The sequence below is a fragment of the Williamsia herbipolensis genome (assembly GCF_036153515.1).
In the GTDB taxonomy this organism is placed as follows: Bacteria; Actinomycetota; Actinomycetes; order Mycobacteriales; family Mycobacteriaceae; genus Williamsia_A; species Williamsia_A herbipolensis.
Genome location: NZ_CP108021.1, coordinates 186,719 through 203,597, shown reverse-complemented (window position 1 = coordinate 203,597; position 16,879 = coordinate 186,719). Strand labels below are relative to the sequence as shown.

The window sequence follows — 16,879 nt, the reverse complement described above, 5'->3', positions numbered from 1 at the left end:
AGTTGTCGCGCAACGTCGCTGCGCATCGTGGCCGTCGGGTCGTCGCCGCGGGCGCCGGTTCGTGATGATCGAACGCGACCCGTCGTGCGACCGTGGTGCGAGTGGTGAGTTTACCCCGTCGCCGGGGGTGCTCCGGTCCACGCCGGACCGGCGGTCGGCTGGCAGTATGAACACCCGTGACCGTCGCCCGACCCACCCTCGTCCCCCGATCCGTCGTGTCCCGGCGTGGCCTCCTGCGGAACACCGCGGCGGTGTCGACCGGCGTGGTTCTCGGTGCCGGGGTGCTCGCGGCATGCGGTGACAGCGCCGAGATGACCGAGGACATGCGGATCGCGCAGCAGCTGGAGCCGCTGTCGGTGGCTGCGTCGGTCGATGCCGCCGCGGCCACCGCGCTGGCCGCCCGTGCGCCCGACCGTGCCGCGGCCCTGGCCGTGATCGCGGCCGAGCGCCAGACCCACGCCACCCTGATCAACGACGAGATCGCACGCCTGTCCCCCGACCTCGCACGGCCGAGCTCGACCTCGGGGGTGGTCGCCGATCCGTCACCGGTGACGACGACTGGCGGCGACCCCGCACCAGTGTCGGCGGCACCGTCGGTGCGCGACGCGGCGGCCGCGGTGACCACCGTCGACGACCTGCGCGCACGCCTGAGCGATGCCCGGTCGGCTGCGGCAGGCCTGGCGATCGCGGGGCAGGGCTATCGCGCGGGCATGCTCGGTTCGGTCGCCGCGGCGCTGACCGCCGAGATCGAGGTGCAGCTCGCATGAGTGAGGCCACCGACGCCCTCGCAGCCGCGGTCGAGGCGGAGAACGCCGCCGTCTTCGTCTACGGCGTGGCCGTGGCCTACGCGGCCGCGTCCCGGCGCGACACCATCGCCGACTACACCGCCGAACACCGTTCCCGGCGTGACGAACTCGAGCGTCTGATGCTGGCGGCGAAGGTCACCGCCCCGCTGCCGGCCGCGGGGTATGTGCCTCCGGTGTCGATCACCGACCCGGTGACCGCGATCCAGGCCGTTCTCGCCGCCGAACAGGACTGCGCCCGCGCCTACCGCGCGCTGCTCGAACGCGCCGACGACCGGTCGCAACGACAGGCCGGTGTCGACGCGCTCAGCGACTCGGCGCGACGAGCCGCGACCTGGCGTCTGGTGCTCAGGATCTCGCCGGCGACGGTCGCGTCACCGGGCGCCCAGAGCTGACCGCACGTCGGCGACGGGGATCTCGCTGACCGCCCCGGTCGCGCGGACGCGCACCTCCACGAGGCCGTCGACGAAACCGCGACCGACGACCACGATGTAGGGCGTGCCGAGCAGCTCGGCGTCCTTGAACTTCACCCCGGGCGAGGCCTTGCGGTCGTCGAGCAGCACCTCGCGTCCCCAGGCGTCGAGATCGGCGGCCAGCTCGTGGGCGCCGGCGACGATGGCCGGATCCTTCGCGTTGGCGATGACGACGTGGACGTCGAACGGCGCCACCGACTCCGGCCAGCACAGGCCCTTCTCGTCGTGGGTCTGTTCGGCGATCACCGCGACCAGCCGCGACACCCCGACGCCGTACGAGCCCTGGATGAGGCGGACGGGCTTGCCGTTCTCGCCGAGCACGTCGACCTCGAACGCGTCGGTGTACTTCTGCCCCAGGGAGAAGATGTGACCGATCTCGATGCCGCGGGCCGACACCAGCGTGCCCGTGCCGTCGGGCGACGGGTCGCCGTCGCGGATGGCGGCGGCCTCGACCGTGCCGTCGGCGACGAAATCGCGCCCGGCGACGAGACCGACGACGTGCTTGCCCTGCTCATCGGCACCGGTGATCCAGCTCGTGCCGTCGACGACACGGGGATCGACCAGGTACCGGACCCCGTGGGCGATCAGGCCGCGCGGACCGATGTAGCCCTTCACGAGGAACGGATTCGCGGCGAAGTCGGCCTCGTCGAGCAGTTCGACGGCCGAGGGTTCGAACGAGGCCTCGAGCCGCTTCATGTCCACCTCGCGGTCGCCGGGGACACCGACGCCGACGATCTCGGGTTCCTTGCCCGGCACGATCACCTTCACCATGACGTTCTTGAGGGTGTCGGCGGCGGTCACGGGCCGGTCGAGGGTCGCGTTGGCCCAGTCGACGAGGGTCGCGATGGTGGGGGTGGAGCCGGTCTCGTACACCGTCGCCTCGGGCTGACCCTCGATCGGGATCGCCGGCGGACTGGGGGTGACGACGGCCTCGACGTTGGCGGCGTATCCCGATTCCGGCGAGCGGACATAGGTGTCCTCGCCCACCTCGCTCTCGGCGAGGAACTCCTCGGACGCACTCCCGCCCATGGCCCCCGAGGTGGCCGCGACGATGACGTAGCGGACGCCGAGGCGGGCGAAGATCGCCTGATAGGCCTCGCGATGGGCGTTGTAGGAGGCTTTCGTGCCCGCCTCGTCGAGGTCGAACGAGTACGAGTCCTTCATCACGAACTCACGGCCGCGCAGGATCCCGGCGCGGGGGCGTTCCTCGTCGCGGTACTTGGTCTGGATCTGGTACAGCGTGACGGGCAGGTCCTTGTACGACGAGTACTCCCCCTTCACCAGTTGGGCGAAGAGCTCCTCGTGGGTGGGGCCGAGCAGCATGTCCGCACCCCGACGGTCCTTGAGGCGGAACAGGGCGTCGCCGTACTCGGTCCACCGGCCGGTGGTCTCGTAGGGCTCACGCGGCAGCAGCGCGGGCAGCGAGATCTCCTGCGCCCCGATGCGGTTCATCTCCTCGCGCACGACGTTCTCGACGCGGCGCAGCACCCGCAGACCCAGCGGCAGCCAGCTGTACACACCGGGCGCGACGCGCCGGACGTAGCCGGCGCGCAGCAGCAGCTTGTGGCTCGGCACCTCCGCGTCGGCAGGGTCGTCGCGCAGGGTGCGCAGGAAGAGGGTCGACATACGGGTGATCACGGGAAGTCAGCCTAGTTGCTCGCGAACCCGCCGCTGCCGGCCGCTAGCGTGGACGATCGTGCTCATCATCCTGCCGCCGTCGGAGACCAAGTCCGACGGAGGGCGTGGCGCCCCTCTCGATCTCGCCGCCCTGTCGTTTCCCACGCTGACCCCCATCCGACAGCGCCTCGCCGCGGCCCTGGTCGATCTGGCCGCCGACCCCGAGGCCAGTGCCACCGCACTGGGGCTCGGTCGCACCCAGCTCGACGAGGTCGCGCGCAACGCCACGCTGTACACCTCACCGACCCGACCGGCGATCGAGCGGTACACCGGCGTGCTCTACGACGCCCTCGACGTCGGGGGGCTCACCCGAGCCTCGCGGACGAAGGCGCGCGATCGGCTCGCCGTCGGTTCGGCGTTGTTCGGGGTGGTCCGCGCGGGTGACCCGATCCCGGCGTATCGCCTCTCGGCGGCGTCGCGGCTGCCCGGCCTCGGGACACTGGCGTCGCAGTGGAAACCGGATCTGTCGGCCGCTCTCGACGACCTCGACACCGACGTCGTCATCGATCTGCGGTCGGGCGGTTATCGGGCACTGGGGCCCGTCGCCGGGTCGATCGAGGTGACGGTGCTGACCGAGAACGCCGACGGATCACGCAGCGTGGTCAGCCATTTCAACAAGCATCACAAAGGCGTGATGGCACGGACGCTGGTCTCCACGCGACGGTCGGTACGCGACATCTCGTCGCTGGCGTCGGTGGTGGCCGACGGCGGTCAACGCACCGAGATCGCCTCCGACCGCGAACTGGTCATCCTCACCGACTGAACCGACCGGTCAGGCGGGATCAGGCGGTGGTCTCGACCGGACCGCCCTCGTTGGCGGCCTTCTGCGCGAGCTGACCCTCGGCTACCTCGTCGACGGTGAACCGCATGAACAGCACGACCAGGCCGGTGAGGACGGCGATCCCCGACGCACAGACGAACGCGAGGCCATAGCCGTTGGCCAGGGCGTCGAGCTGGGAGGGGTTCATGTCGACGACGGGTGCGGTGGTGCCACCCAACGACAGGGTCCGCGACGTCACGATCGCCCCGACGATCACCAGACCGATGCCGCCGCCGAGGTTCTGGCCGACCTGCACCATCGCGGTGACCGGGCCGACCTCGTTGACACCGACGCCGGCGACTGCGGCGAGGGTGAGCGGGATCGACGCGACACCCACTCCGAATCCGATGACGATGACGGGGACGAAGATCGCCGGGAAGTAGCTCGGCGAGGTGGTCGCGATGCTCGCGGCGTAGAGACAGCCCCCGAGGATGCAGGCGCCGCCGACCACGACGATCCACCGGCACTGCACGCGCTGGGCCAGACGCGACGCGAGGAACGCGCCGACGCCGAGTCCGTAGGCGAACGGCACGACGGCGAGACCGCTCTGCAGCGGGGTGTACTTGATGATCCCCTGCAGGAACAGGGCGATGTAGACCGCCATCGTCATGAGGATCGCGCCCGAGAGCAGGATCGACACCAGTGCGGCTACGCGGCTGGCGTTGCGGAACAGCGAGAACGGGAGGATCGGGTTCTCGGCGCGGCGCTCGACGAACACGAACGCGATCCAGGCCGCGATCGCGAGGACCGCAGGGATCAGGACGATCGGGCGCACCCATCCGCCGGGGCCCTCGTTGACCGCGAACACCAGCAGGGATGCACCCGCGGTCGCGAGGACGGCGCCCGGCACGTCGAGGGCGAGGCGACTGCCCTGCGATTCGGTGAGGAACGCGACGGCACCGACCACCACGAGCAGTCCGATGGGGACGTTGATGAGGAAGACCAGCCGCCACGACACCTCGGTGAGCGCACCGCCCACGATGAGGCCCGCGACCGATCCGATACCGCTCATGGCGGCGTACACCGCGAAGGCTCGGCTGCGGGGTTTGCCGGGTGCGTAGGTGGTGGTCACCAACGCCATGGCGGTCGGTGCGGCGACGGCCGCCGACGCACCCTGCAGGGCACGCCCGACGACGAGGCTCGCCTCGTCCCACGCGAGGCCGCACAGCAGCGAGGTGATCGTGAAGGCGGCGACGCCGAAGACGAACATCTTGCGCCGCCCGAAGGTGTCACCGAGACGACCGCCGAGCAGCATGAGTCCGCCGAAGGCGATGACGTAGGCGGTGATGATCCAGTTGCCGCTGGACTCGCTGAGACCGAGGGCGTCGCGGATGCGGGGCAGCGCGAGGGCTGCGACGGTGCCGTCGAGGACCACCAGCAGCTGCATACCGCCGAGCACGAAGATGGGCCAACCGAACACACGGGATTGCCCGACGCTCGGCGCACGGGTCGTCGAATCGGCGGTCATGACCTCCGACGCTACCGGTCGTCGGTCGTTTCCGTGAAAACGCGGCGACGCGGATCCGACGGCGCCGGGCGCGATCGGCCGGTGCGGTCAGACGCCGACGCGCCCCAGGGTGCCGGCGGCCGCATCGAAGGCCGCGACCTCTCCGACGACCACGATCGCGGGCGGCCGGACCGCCTGTCCGCGGGCCTCGTCGGCCACCGCGGCGAGGGTGGAGGTGAGGCGTCGCTGCCCGGGCATCGAGCCCTGTTCGATCACCGCGACGGGGGTCTGGGGGTCACGGCCGCCGGTGATCAGCGCCTCGGTGAACTGCTCGAGGCGTTCGACGGCCATCATCAGCACCAGCGTGCCCTTGAGGCGCCCCAGGGCCGACCAGTCGACCAGCGACTCGGGGTGTCCGGGCGGAAGATGTCCCGACACGACGACGACCTCGTGGGTGACGCCGCGGTGGGTGACCGGGATCCCCGCGGCCGCCGGCGCAGCGATGGCGCTGGTGATGCCGGGCACAACCGTCACCGGTATGCCTGCTTGCACACATGCGGCGAGTTCCTCGAAACCGCGGCCGTAGACATAGGGGTCGCCGCCCTTGAGACGCACGACGAACTTGCCCGCGCGGGCGTTGTCGACGAGGGCGTCGTTGATCGCCTCCTGCTTCATGGCACGCCCGTAGGGCACCTTGGCCGCGTCGATGATCTCGACCCACGGGGCCAGTTCGGCCAACAGGGCGGGCGGGGCCAGTCGGTCGGCCACGACGACGTCGGCCGCAGCGAGCAGACGGCGGCCGCGCACGGTGATCAGTTCCGGGTCGCCGGGGCCGCCGCCGACGAGGGCGACCCCGGCGGGGTGGCTGCCCTGCGACGGGGTACCGAGCGACCCGTCGAGCAGCCCCTGCGCGATCTCCGACCGGATACGTGCCGACCGTCGGTGATCGCCGGACGCGAGGACCCCGATGTTCAGGCGGTCGTGCTGGACCGACGCCGGGGTGACCGCGGTGCCGTGCCGGGCGTCGTCGGCGCGGACGCAGAAGATGTGGCGTTCGGTGGCCTCGGCGACGACAGCGGCGTTCACCTCGGGGTCGTCGGTGCACGCCAGGGCGTACCAGGCGCCGGCGAGGTCGCCGGGGCGGTAGGCGCGCGTGGTGACGGTGATGCCGGGGAACGACTCGACCGTCGGGGTGGGGTCGACGGCGATGACGTGGATGTCGGCGCCGCTGGCGGCGAGGGTGCCCAGGCGCCGCGACACCACCGAGCCGCCGCCGATGAGCACGACCCGTCGGCCGCGCAGATCGAGGCCGACGAGGTAGTGATCCTCGTCGGGGTGCGCGTCGCGCCCCGTCACGTCAGGGACTGATCCAGGCATGGCAGAACCGTACCGACGTCACCGTCGTGACGGTCCTCACCCTCGGCCGCCGCCGCGGCGGTCGCGACGAGTCGGGCCACCGAGTCGGGGGCGCCCGCGGGGTGGGTGTGCAGATACGACGCGTGCACCGTGCCGGCGGCCACGCCGTCACGGTGGACGACCCCGGCCTTGCGCCATGCCCAGGCGTGATCGATCGGGCCGATCGCCTCGACGGTGCTGCGGTGGAACTCGTGTCCGGTGATGCGATCGCCCGCGGCGAAGAGAGCCGAGTCGGTCAGCGCGACCGCGTCGCGGTACCCCAGGGTGAGGGTGGGTCCGAAGTGTCCGCGCACGTCGACCACACCGGCCATGGTGTGACCGTCGAGATCGTGTGCCAGATAGAGCAATCCGGCGCACTCGGCGTGGATGGGCCGCCCGGATCGCGCGTGTGCGGCGACGTCGGCGAGCATCGGTGTGTTCGCGGCGAGGGCGTGGACGTGTTCCTCAGGGAAGCCGCCGCCGATGATGAGCGCGTCGGTACCCGGGGGCAAGCGGTCGTTCATCGGATCGACGGTGACGACCTCCGCGCCCGCCGCGGCGAGCATCTCGGCGTGCTCGGCGTAGCCGAAGGTGAAGGCCGCTCCCCCGGCGACGGCGACCCGCACCGGGCGCTGCGGGGCCGACAGGCCGAGTCGCTCGCGGGCATCAGCGATCTCGTCGTCGGCCGACCACGCGGCGGCGGGCCGAGGCGTCCGGGCGCGTGCCGCGGCGACGATCGCCGACAGGTCGGCGGTGGCCGCGACGAGCTCGGTCATGGCCGCGACCGCCGTCTGCGCGGCTCCGCCGTGCTCGGCGGCGGGGATGAGACCGAGGTGACGCGACGGCACCACGAGTTCGGGTGCGCGACGCAGCACCGCGAAGACCGGCAGCCCGACTCGGTCGCACGCCTGTCGCAGGACGTGTTCGTGGCGCGGCGAACCGACGCGGTTGAGGATGACCCCACAGATGTCGACGTCCGTGTCGAAGCTGCGCATCCCGTGCAGGATGGCGGCGAGGGTCTGGCTGTGGCCGGACGCGTCGACGACGATCACGACCGGCGCGCCGAGCAGCGCCGCGACGTGGGCCGTCGACCCGTGGGCGTGTCCGGTGGGCATGGCCCCGTCATCGGCGTCGTCGGCGATGCGACCGTCGAACAGACCCATCACGCCCTCGATGACCGCGATGTCGGCGCCACGGGAGCCCGCGGCGAACAGGCCCGGGACGCGGTGGGCGCCGACGAGGTTCGGGTCGAGGTTGCGTCCGGGACGTCCGGCGGCGACGGCGTGGTAGCCGGGGTCGATGAAGTCGGGGCCGACCTTGAACGGCGCGACCCGGTGCCCGGCGCGGGTGAGGGCGCCGATGAGTCCGGTGGCGACGGTGGTCTTGCCGCTGCCCGAGGACGGCGCGGCGATGACGACGGCGGGTGTGCCCGCCGCACCTCCCCCGCTCACCATTCGATGCCCCGCTGTCCCTTGCGGCCGGCGTCCATCGGGTGCTTGGTCTTGGTCATGTCGGTGACGAGGTCGGCGGCGTCGACCAGCTCGGCGGGGGCGCGGCGGCCGGTGATCACGACATGTTGCTTGCCGGGACGTTCGCGCAGCACCTCGAGTACCTCCTCGACGTCGATCCATCCCCACCCCAACGGGTAGGTGAACTCGTCGAGGACGTAGAAGTCGTGGGTCTCGGCGCGCAGTCGGCGGGCGATCTCGGTCCATCCGGCGCGCGCCTGGTCGGCGTGGTCGGCCTCGGCCTGATCACCGTGGCGGATCCACGACCACCCCGATCCCATCTTGTGCCACTCGACGGGTCCGCCCTGTCCGGTGCGCGCGTGCACCTCACCGAGGGCGGTCATCGCGGTCTCCTCGCCGACCTTCCACTTCGCGTTCTTGACGAACTGGAACACGCCGATGTCCATGCCTGCGTTCCAGGCGCGCATCGCCATGCCGAACGCGGCCGTCGACTTGCCCTTGCCGTTGCCGGTGTGGACCGCCAGCAGCGCGGTGTTGCGACGTTGACGTGTGGTCAGGCCGTCGTCGGGGACGACGGCGGGGATCCCCTGCGGCATGCGGTCGCTCCTCTCGCGGATGGTCGGGCGGGCCCCACGGTCGTCGGGACCCGGGTGAGCGTGTAGGTGACGTCGCCGGGGATCACGCGGCCCGGCGTACGGCCCCGGCCACGGCGTCGGCGGTGACGTCGTCGACGGTGACGTGGGTGGCGTCGAGGTGAACGGCAAGCGTACGCGCCAGGCCGAGTCGGACGATGCCCTGTTCGCAGTCGACGACCACCGCGTCGACGCCGCGTCGACGTAGTCGGTCCGCGGCGGTGGCGGCGCGACCGGTCGCGTCGGGCCCGCTGGTGGCCCGACCGTCGGTCAGCACGACGAGCAGAGGACGCCGGCGCGGATCGGTGTGGCGGGCGCGGTCTATGAGCACCGCGGCCTCGGTGAGTCCCTCGGCCAGCGGCGTGCGGCCGCCGGTGCGCACGCCCGACAGCCCTCGCAGGGCGATGCTCACCGATCGGGTCGGCGGGACCACCACTTGTGCAGATGAGCCGCGCAGCACCACCACGGCGACACGGTCGCGTCGCTGATAGGAGTCGCGCAGCAGTGCGGCACACGCTCCGCTGACCGCGTCGAGGCGTCGGCGTGCGGTCATCGAACCCGACAGGTCGACGGCGAACACCACCAGGTTGCCCTCGCGTCCGACGCGCACCGCTCCGCGCAGGTCGTCGGAGGTGATGGCGAGGCGGCCGGCCCCGCGGTGACGCCCGGCCGCGGCGAGGACCGTCGCGGTGAGGTGCACGCCCGAGTGCAGCGTCTCGGTCGCGGCGATGGTCTGGCCGCGTCGACTCCGCGCGGGCGAGCGTCGTCCCGGGTCACCGTCACCGACACCGGCGACCCGCATCATCCGGGTGACGCCCGCGCGCAGCGTTCCCCGCTGGTCGTCGACCGACAGGTCGGTGGGGGTCGGCGCCGACGACCCCGACGAGGCCGGAGTCGGTTCGCGGGGGGACGCCGACGGTTCCGGCGCCTCGGCGGGAGGGCCGGGCTGGTCGGACAGCGCCTCGGGGGCGGGGCCATCGGCGGCGGGTGGCTGCCCCGCGGGCGGCGGTGACCCTCCGGGCGGCGGCGATCCGGGTCCCCCGTCGGGATCGGTGTCCGGATCGGGATCGGTCTCGGGTGCACCACCCGGCGCCGTCGTCGGGTCACGATCGGCCTGTTCGGCGGCGGAGTCCATCGCGGAGTCGAGATCGTCGCGACTCATGTCGGTGTCGTCGAACGGGTCTCGTCGACGGCGGTGCGGCAGTGCGAGTTCCACCGCGACGCGCACGTCGGTCTCGTCGACCTCGGAGGCGCCGCGCCAGGCGGCGTGGGCGCGGGCCGTGCGGGCCACGACGATGTCGCCGCGCAGTCCGTCGACGTCGAGGTGGGTACAGACCGCAGCGATACGTCGCATCTCGGCGACCGGCAACGACACCGAGTCGACCGCGTCGCGCGCCGCGGCGATGGCCGCGGCGGTCTCGACGTCACGATCGGCCCAGCGCGCGGCGAATCCGGCGGGATCGGCGTCGTAGTCCATGCGGCGGGTGATGACCTCGACGCGCTCGTCGACATCACGTGGGGCGGTCACCGCGACGGTGAGCCCGAACCGGTCGAGCAGCTGGGGCCGCAGCTCGCCCTCCTCGGGGTTCATCGTCCCGACGAGCACGAACCGCGCGTCGTAGCTGTGTGACACCGAGTCGCGCTCGACGGTGACCCGCCCCATCGCCGCGGCGTCGAGCAGCAGATCGACGAGGTGGTCGGCGAGCAGGTTCACCTCGTCGATGTAGAGCACGCCACCATCGGCGGACGAGAGCAGACCGGGTGTGAACGCCGCGTCACCGTCACGCAGGATGCGTGCCACGTCGAGGGAGCCGACGACACGGTCGTCGGTGGCCCCGATCGGCAGCTCCACGACCCGCCCGGCGGCGTTCGTCGCGGGGTCGGCCGGGAGCAGCGGCGCCAGGGCACGGACGATCGTCGACTTGGCCGTGCCCTTCTCGCCACGCAGCAGCACACCGCCGATGCCCGGCGAGATCGCGCACAGGATGAGGGCGAGCTTCAGCGACTCCTGGCCCACCACCGCGCTGAACGGGAACGGCGCCCGGATGACTTCGGGGACATGAGCGGGTTCAGCGGTGCGGTGACGATCGGGATCCGATTCGGATCGAGAGGTCACGACGGCTGCCAGGGCTCCCCGCCACCGCGGCGCATCGGCACGTGCGGGATGCCGTCGAGCAGGTATTCCTCGCCCTCGGGCGCGAAACCGTGCTTGGCGTACATGTCCACGAGGTAGGTCTGGGCGTGGATGCGGCACGCGTGCGAACCGACCTCGGCGAGCGCCGTGCGCAGCAGACGGGTGGTGTGTCCCTGCCCGCGGTGCGCGCGGTCGGTGCACAGGCGACCGATCCGGAACGACTTGCCGTCCTCGTGCTCCTCGAGCAGGCGCAGGGTGCAGACGACCTCGCCGTCCTCCTCGAGCCACAGGTGCCGGGTGTCGGTGTCGAGATCGAGCCCGTCGAGTTCGGGGTACGGGCACGACTGCTCCACCACGAACACGTCGACGCGCAGTTTCAGGATCTTGTAGAAGGTGGCGATGTCCAGGTCGAGAGCCCAGCTGCGGTGCAGGGACGCGGTGGCAGTCATGTGGTCGTGACTATCACACCGACGTGGGTGCCGCCACGCGGCGGTCGGTGCCGGCGACGGGCTGCTCGGCCGGTGAGGACGACAGTTCGAGCACCTTCGACGTCCAGTCCCAGACCTCACGGAACAGCGACGGCGTCGAGTTCAGCTTCTGTCCGAACGACGGGATCATGTCGGTGAGCGCGGGCTTCCAGCTCTCGAAGTGACGCGGGAAGCACCGCTCGAGCACGTCGAGCATCGCCGGCACGGCGGTCGACGCGCCCGGCGAGGCACCCAGCAGTCCGGCCATCGTGCCGTCGGCGGAGTTCACCACCGCGGTGCCGAACTCGAGTGCCCCGTTCATCGGGCCCTTCTTGCGGATGACCTGCACACGCTGCCCTGCGGTGATCAGCTCCCAGTCGCCGCCGACGGCGCGGGGGACGAACTCCTGCAGCGTCTTCACGCGGTCGGCCGGACCGGCCGCGAGCTCGCTGATGAGGTACTTGAGGAGCCCGAACTCCTTCGGCGCGATGCTGGCGATCGGGAACGCGTTGAACGGCGTGATCGACGTCAGCAGGTCGAGGTTCGACCCCTCCTTGAGGAACTTCGGCGACCACCCCGCGTACGGCCCGAACAGCAGACCCGGCTTGTGGTTGATCACGCGGGTGTCGAGGTGCGGCACCGACATCGGCGGCGCGCCGACCGCGGCGCGGCCGTAGACCTTCGCCTGGTGCTCGTCGATCAGTTCGGGGTTGGTGCAGCGGAAGAACGCGCCCGAGACCGGGAACCCGCCGAACTGCCGCGCCTCCTTGATGCCCGACTTCTGCAGCAGGTGCAGGGCACCGCCGCCGGCTCCGACGAACACGAACCCGGCGTGGATCTTCTGCTTGCGCTTGGTGCGCAGGTTGACGACCTTCACGATCCAGCTGCCGTCGGACTGCTTGTCGAGGTCGGTGACCGCGTGTCCGAAGTTGACCGAACCGCCCTCGGCGACCGAGTTGAGCAGCTTCTGGGTCAGTGCGCCGAAGTCGACGTCGGTGCCGTTCTCGTACCAGTTCAGCGCGACGGGATCGGCGAAATCGCGGCCCTCGGACATGAGCGGCAGCTTCTTCGCGAACAATGCGTCGTCGTCGATGTACTCCATGTCGGCGAAGAGCGTCTGACTCGCGAGCGCGTCGTAACGCTTGCGCAGGTAGTCGACGCCGTCCTCGCCGTGACAGAAGCTCACGTGCGGGATCGGGTTGATGAACTCCGAGGGGGTGTCGAGGATCCCCTTCTCGATGGCGTGGGCCCAGAACTGACGCGACACCTGGAACTGCTCGTTGATGGTGATCGCCTTGGAGATGTCGACGCTGCCGTCGGCGCCCTGCGGGGTGTAGTTGAGCTCACACAGCGCCGAGTGTCCGGTGCCCGCGTTGTTCCACGGGTCACTGCTCTCGGCGGCAGCGGCGTCGAGTCGCTCGAACACCGAGATCGACCAGTCGGGCTGGAGCTGCCGGATCAGTGCACCGAGGGTGGCGCTCATGATCCCGGCGCCGATCAGCACGACGTCGGTCTTGGTCGTCCCTGGGTTGTCGTGTGTGTTCTTGTCGCCGGCCACGTCCTGCTCAACTCCCTTGTCGTCGACCGCTTCTACCGGTCGGCAGGTTGAATGATTCCATTCTCCCCCATCGGGGCGCCCTGGGATAAGCCGGTGTGGGAAAACCCACCGGATCGTCGAAGACGCGGTCGCCACGCGACCGCGGCGAAGACCGCCACTACAGTCGGGGTGTGGCACACGACTGGGAACCCGATGTCCTCGGACCGGATTTCGCGGCGCTGACCATCGACCTCGGTCCCGATCCCGACGGCGAGGGCACCGTCACCGCCACACTGGTGCGGCATCTGCGGTCCGAGTCCGACGCCGACGTGGCGGCCCCGCGACCGTCGGTGCTCTACGTCCACGGTTTCACCGATTATTTCTTCCAGGCGCCGCTCGCGACCGCGTTCGCCGACGCCGGGTACGACTTCTACGCCCTGGATCTCCGCAAGTGCGGTCGGTCGCGGAAACCCGGCCACACCCCGCACTTCATCTCCGATCTCTCCCTCTACGACGCCGAACTCGGCGCGGCGCTCGACGTCATCGACGCGGCCGCCCCGGGGACACCGGTCGTCGTCGCCGCGCACTCCACCGGCGGGTTGATCACCGCGCTGTGGCTCGACCGGCTGCGCGCCACCGACCCGGGCCGTCACGGTCGCGTCACCGGGCAGGTCCTGAACAGCCCGTGGTTCGACCTGCAGGGCGCACCGGCCCTGCGCAGCTGGGGCACGGTGCTCGTGCGGACGATCGCCCGGGTCGCGCCGTATCGCGTGCTGCCCAACCGACTCCCCGGGGGGTACGGCGAGAGCCTGCACGTCAGCGCCCACGGCGAGTGGGAGTACGACCTCGACCTCAAGCCGCTGGGCGGTTTCCCCGTCACCTTCGGTTTCCTCGCCACCGTGCGTCGTGGCCACGCCGCGCTGCACCGGGGAATCGACACCGGCGTCCCGTCGTTGGTCCTACGGTCGGCACGGTCGGTGCTCGGCGGGCCCTACCGCCCCGAGATCGACACCGCCGACACCGTTCTCGACACCGAGCAGATCGCGCGCTGGAGCGGGTGCCTCGGCAACCGGGTGACCGCGGTGCCGATCGACGGCGCCCGCCACGACGTGTTCCTCTCCCGCGAGGAGCCCCGTGCGGTCGCGTACGCAGAACTCTCGAGGTGGTTGACGGAGAACACCGCGACCCTCTCGATCCGCCGTTCGGTCGAACCACCACCCACGGGGTCGTCGCGCGTGACGCGCGACGTCTCGTGACCATCAGGAGCATGCACATGACAGACGTCGACCTCGCCATCATCGGTTCCGGCAGCGGCAACTCGATCCCCGACGACCGCTTCGACGACTGGTCGATCGCCATCTTCGAGAAGGGTGTCTACGGAGGGACCTGCCTCAACGTGGGCTGCATCCCGACGAAGATGTACGTGTACGCCGGTGAGGTGGCCGAGACCATCCGCGAGTCCGCCCGGTACGGCATCGACAGCCACATCGACGACGTGCGGTGGCGCGACATCGTGACGCGCGTCTTCGGTCGTATCGACCCGATCTCGCTGGGGGGCCAGCAGTACCGGGAGGACAAGTGCGACAACATCTCCGTCCTGCACTCCCACGTACGGTTCGCCGGCACCACCGACGACGGACGCTACCGCCTGCTCACCGATGACGGAGACGAGGTGACGGCCCGCAAGGTCGTGATCGCCGCAGGCTCGCGGTCGTTCATCCCCGAGGCCATCGCCTCGGGCAGTGCGCCGTTCCACACGAACGAGGACGTGATGCGTCTCGCGTCGCTGCCGCGCCACCTCGTCATCGTCGGTGGCGGCTACATCAGTGCCGAGTTCGCCCACGTCTTCGCCTCCCTCGGCACGGAGGTCACGATCATCGCCCGCGGCGACAAGCTGCTGCGACACCTCGACGCCGACATCTCCGACCGCTTCACCGAGATCGCGAGCAAGCGTTTCGACGTGCGGTTCAACGCCTCGGTGACCGGCACGAAGATCGGTGACGAGGGAGCGGTCGTCGTCGAGCTGTCCGACGGGTCGTCGGTCACCGCCGACGCACTACTGGTGGCGACCGGCCGGACCCCCAACGGCGACGGCCTGCACCTCGACACCATCGGCGTCTCGCTCGACGACGCCGGTCGGGTGGAGTGCGACGAGTTCGGCCGCACCGCCGCACAGAACGTGTGGACCCTCGGCGACGTCAGCTCGCCGTACCAGCTCAAGCACGTCGCCAACCACGAGGCGCGGGTCGTTCAGGCGAACCTGCTGCGGGACTTCGACGGAGACGACCTCGACAAGTTCGACCACCGATTCGTACCGGCCGCGGTGTTCACCCACCCGCAGATCGCCTCGGTCGGTCTCACCGAGGCGCAGGCCCGCGAGCAGGGCCTCGACGTCACCGTGAAGGTGCAGGACTACGGCGACGTCGCCTACGGCTGGGCGATGGAGGACACCACGGGTCTGTGCAAGATCGTCGCCGAGAGGGGCACCGGTCGGATCCTCGGCGCGCACCTCATCGGCCCGCAGGCGCCGACGGTGATCCAGCCGGTCATCCAGGCGATGCACTTCGGCCTCGACGCCACGTCGATGGCCAAGGGCCAGTACTGGATCCACCCGGGCATGCCCGAGGTGCTCGAGAACGCGCTGCTGGGTCTCGACATCTGACCGGTTCGTCGCATGCCGGCCGGCGGTCTAACCGAGGGTCAGATGGTCGGTCTCGGCGAACGTGACGCCGTTGCGCGCGAAGTCGGCCCAGCGCCGCCGTAGGCGCGGTCCGAGTTCGGCGAGCGCGGATGCGGCATGGGCGCCCAGCATCGGTGCGTCCGACCACGCCTGCGGCGTGCCCAGCAGGAACGGGATCTCGATGCTGTGACACGCGCCGACACCAGAATCGTCGGCACCCCAGGAGAACTCATAGGTGACCGCGCGACCGCCGGCGGCGCGGTGGGCGTCGGCGAACGCGGTTGCCGGGGCGGAGAACGCACGCCGCGTCACGATCGCGGTGAGCAGTCTGCGCAGCGTGGACCCCACGACCGGCAGGTGCGCGAGCCTCTGCAGACGTGGGATGGCCTCGACGAACGGACTGCCGTCGTCGGAGGTCCATCCGATGAGCACCTCGACGGATGTCGCGCTCGCGGCGCGACGCGCGGCGATCTCCCCGAACGGAGGGAGCGGGTGTTCGCCGTACTGGGGGCCGAAGGCCATGCCCGAGGCGAACCCGAAATCGGTCGCAGCGGCCAGCGCAGCCGTATGCGCGGCGAGCACATCGTCGATCGAGAGGCCGCCGGGGTCGTCGCCGAGTGCCGCACGAGCGGCGGTCCCCATCGCCGCCGACATCGCCGTGGCGTCGCCACGCAGGGCGAGCGGCGCACTCTGCAGCACCGCGCGATGAAACAGCCCCTGCGTGCCGTCGGCGACGAGCAACGCGGCGATCGAGTCGGCGCCGGCGGAGTGGCCGAACACGGTGACCGCGTCGGGGTCTCCCCCGAAGGCACCGACGGCGTCGCGCACCCACCGCAGGGCCGCGATCTGGTCGAGCAAGCCGAGGTTGGCGGGCGCGACCGAGTCGATCCCGAGGTAGCCGAGGATCCCGAGGCGGTAGGTGACGGTCACGACGACGACGTCGTTCTCCCGCGCCAATGCCTCGGGGTCGTACTTCTCGCTCTCACCGCCGCCGGAGACGTAGGCGCCGCCGTGCAGCCACACCAGCACCGGTCGTACCCGACCATCCGGCGTCGGCGCGGTCACCGACACCCGCAGGCAGTCCTCGTAGAGATCGAGTCCGGTGAGCATCGGCCCGGTGACCGATTCGATGCGCGACGGCAGCTGGGGGCAGGCCGGTCCGCGACGGGTCGCGTCGACGGTCTCGGTCCACGTCGGCACGGGCACACAGGGTTCGAATCGCCGCGCGCGGGCGTACCGGAGCCCGCGTGCGTGCAGCAGGCCGTCGGTGTGCTCGGCGCGAACGGGTCCCGATGGGGTGTCGACGACGAGGGTGTCGAGGGTCATGGCGTCATCGTGGCATCTG

Annotated in this window: 14 protein-coding genes; 5 read left to right on the top strand and 9 right to left on the bottom strand. The window is 70.9% G+C overall.

Annotation, left to right across the window (positions count from 1 at the left end; all coding sequences use genetic code 11):
• Positions 1-176: 176 nt before the first annotated feature.
• Both OG579_RS00890 and OG579_RS00885 read left to right on the top strand, forming a co-directional pair.
• Positions 177-767 carry a hypothetical protein gene (locus OG579_RS00890; RefSeq protein WP_328857746.1) on the top strand — a complete coding sequence of 197 codons (591 nt, stop codon included), beginning with the start codon at positions 177-179 and terminating at the stop codon, positions 765-767.
• Positions 764-1,198: a ferritin-like domain-containing protein gene (locus OG579_RS00885; RefSeq protein ID WP_045822472.1), complete on the top strand. Its 435-nt coding sequence runs from the start codon at positions 764-766 to the stop codon at positions 1,196-1,198. Before OG579_RS00890 ends, OG579_RS00885 begins: the two co-directional genes overlap by 4 nt.
• On the opposite strand, the gene OG579_RS00880 is transcribed toward OG579_RS00885, so the two are convergent.
• Complete coding sequence (locus OG579_RS00880) at positions 1,178-2,902, bottom strand: proline--tRNA ligase (protein ID WP_328859112.1); 1,725 nt, start codon at positions 2,900-2,902, stop codon at positions 1,178-1,180. The genes OG579_RS00885 and OG579_RS00880 overlap by 21 nt on opposite strands.
• Before the next feature lie 70 nt (positions 2,903-2,972).
• Between OG579_RS00880 and yaaA the strand changes: the two genes are divergently transcribed.
• A complete protein-coding gene (gene yaaA / locus OG579_RS00875) occupies positions 2,973-3,716 on the top strand; it encodes a peroxide stress protein YaaA (protein ID WP_328857745.1) in 744 nt (247 codons plus the stop codon).
• A gap of 19 nt (positions 3,717-3,735) precedes the next feature.
• Here the strand turns inward: yaaA and OG579_RS00870 are convergent, their stop codons facing one another.
• The 7 genes from OG579_RS00870 to mqo all read right to left on the bottom strand — a co-directional run bounded on the left by OG579_RS00870 (position 3,736) and on the right by mqo (position 12,875).
• Positions 3,736-5,241 (bottom strand): DHA2 family efflux MFS transporter permease subunit, encoded by a 1,506-nt coding sequence (locus OG579_RS00870; protein WP_328857744.1) that lies wholly within the window; start codon positions 5,239-5,241, stop codon positions 3,736-3,738.
• An 87-nt stretch (positions 5,242-5,328) separates the two neighbouring features.
• Positions 5,329-6,597, bottom strand: a complete 1,269-nt coding sequence (gene cobA, locus OG579_RS00865) for a uroporphyrinogen-III C-methyltransferase (RefSeq protein ID WP_045822482.1) — start codon at positions 6,595-6,597, stop codon at positions 5,329-5,331.
• On the bottom strand, positions 6,573-8,069 hold the full coding sequence (locus OG579_RS00860) for a cobyrinate a,c-diamide synthase (RefSeq protein WP_328857743.1): 1,497 nt from the start codon (positions 8,067-8,069) through the stop codon (positions 6,573-6,575). The genes cobA and OG579_RS00860 overlap by 25 nt, the downstream gene beginning before the upstream one ends.
• Positions 8,063-8,680 (bottom strand): cob(I)yrinic acid a,c-diamide adenosyltransferase, encoded by a 618-nt coding sequence (gene cobO / locus OG579_RS00855; protein ID WP_045822467.1) that lies wholly within the window; start codon positions 8,678-8,680, stop codon positions 8,063-8,065. The genes OG579_RS00860 and cobO overlap by 7 nt, the downstream gene beginning before the upstream one ends.
• An 82-nt stretch (positions 8,681-8,762) precedes the next feature.
• Positions 8,763-10,832: a VWA domain-containing protein gene (locus OG579_RS00850; RefSeq protein WP_408068720.1), complete on the bottom strand. Its 2,070-nt coding sequence runs from the start codon at positions 10,830-10,832 to the stop codon at positions 8,763-8,765.
• Positions 10,829-11,299: a GNAT family N-acetyltransferase gene (locus tag OG579_RS00845; protein WP_045822466.1), complete on the bottom strand. Its 471-nt coding sequence runs from the start codon at positions 11,297-11,299 to the stop codon at positions 10,829-10,831. The genes OG579_RS00850 and OG579_RS00845 overlap by 4 nt, the downstream gene beginning before the upstream one ends.
• 13 nt (positions 11,300-11,312) lie before the next feature.
• Entirely contained in the window at positions 11,313-12,875 is a 1,563-nt protein-coding gene (mqo, locus tag OG579_RS00840; RefSeq protein ID WP_150116461.1) for a malate dehydrogenase (quinone), read from the bottom strand.
• Between the two features lie 170 nt (positions 12,876-13,045).
• Here mqo and OG579_RS00835 point away from each other — a divergent pair, with 170 nt between their 5' ends.
• Together OG579_RS00835 and mtr are read left to right on the top strand one after the other, a co-directional pair.
• Positions 13,046-14,110 (top strand): alpha/beta hydrolase, encoded by a 1,065-nt coding sequence (locus OG579_RS00835; RefSeq protein ID WP_328857742.1) that lies wholly within the window; start codon positions 13,046-13,048, stop codon positions 14,108-14,110.
• Between the two features lie 17 nt (positions 14,111-14,127).
• The gene (gene mtr, locus OG579_RS00830) at positions 14,128-15,516 is read left to right on the top strand and encodes a mycothione reductase (protein WP_150116460.1); all 1,389 of its coding nucleotides are present in this window, start codon (positions 14,128-14,130) and stop codon (positions 15,514-15,516) included.
• Positions 15,517-15,543: 27 nt separating this feature from the next.
• On the opposite strand, the gene OG579_RS00825 is transcribed toward mtr, so the two are convergent.
• Positions 15,544-16,860 (bottom strand): carboxylesterase family protein, encoded by a 1,317-nt coding sequence (locus OG579_RS00825; RefSeq protein ID WP_328857741.1) that lies wholly within the window; start codon positions 16,858-16,860, stop codon positions 15,544-15,546.
• Between the last annotated feature and the right edge of the window lie 19 nt (positions 16,861-16,879).

Coding starts and splice junctions, on each gene's coding strand:
- OG579_RS00885 (WP_045822472.1), top strand. CDS start 764: ATGAGTGAGGCCACCGACGCCCTCGCAGCCGCGGTCGAGGCGGAGAAC.
- cobO (WP_045822467.1), bottom strand. CDS start 8,680: ATGCCGCAGGGGATCCCCGCCGTCGTCCCCGACGACGGCCTGACCACA.
- OG579_RS00860 (WP_328857743.1), bottom strand. CDS start 8,069: ATGGTGAGCGGGGGAGGTGCGGCGGGCACACCCGCCGTCGTCATCGCC.
- OG579_RS00870 (WP_328857744.1), bottom strand. CDS start 5,241: ATGACCGCCGATTCGACGACCCGTGCGCCGAGCGTCGGGCAATCCCGT.
- cobA (WP_045822482.1), bottom strand. CDS start 6,597: ATGCCTGGATCAGTCCCTGACGTGACGGGGCGCGACGCGCACCCCGAC.
- mtr (WP_150116460.1), top strand. CDS start 14,128: ATGACAGACGTCGACCTCGCCATCATCGGTTCCGGCAGCGGCAACTCG.
- OG579_RS00845 (WP_045822466.1), bottom strand. CDS start 11,299: ATGACTGCCACCGCGTCCCTGCACCGCAGCTGGGCTCTCGACCTGGAC.
- OG579_RS00825 (WP_328857741.1), bottom strand. CDS start 16,860: ATGACCCTCGACACCCTCGTCGTCGACACCCCATCGGGACCCGTTCGC.
- OG579_RS00880 (WP_328859112.1), bottom strand. CDS start 2,902: ATGTCGACCCTCTTCCTGCGCACCCTGCGCGACGACCCTGCCGACGCG.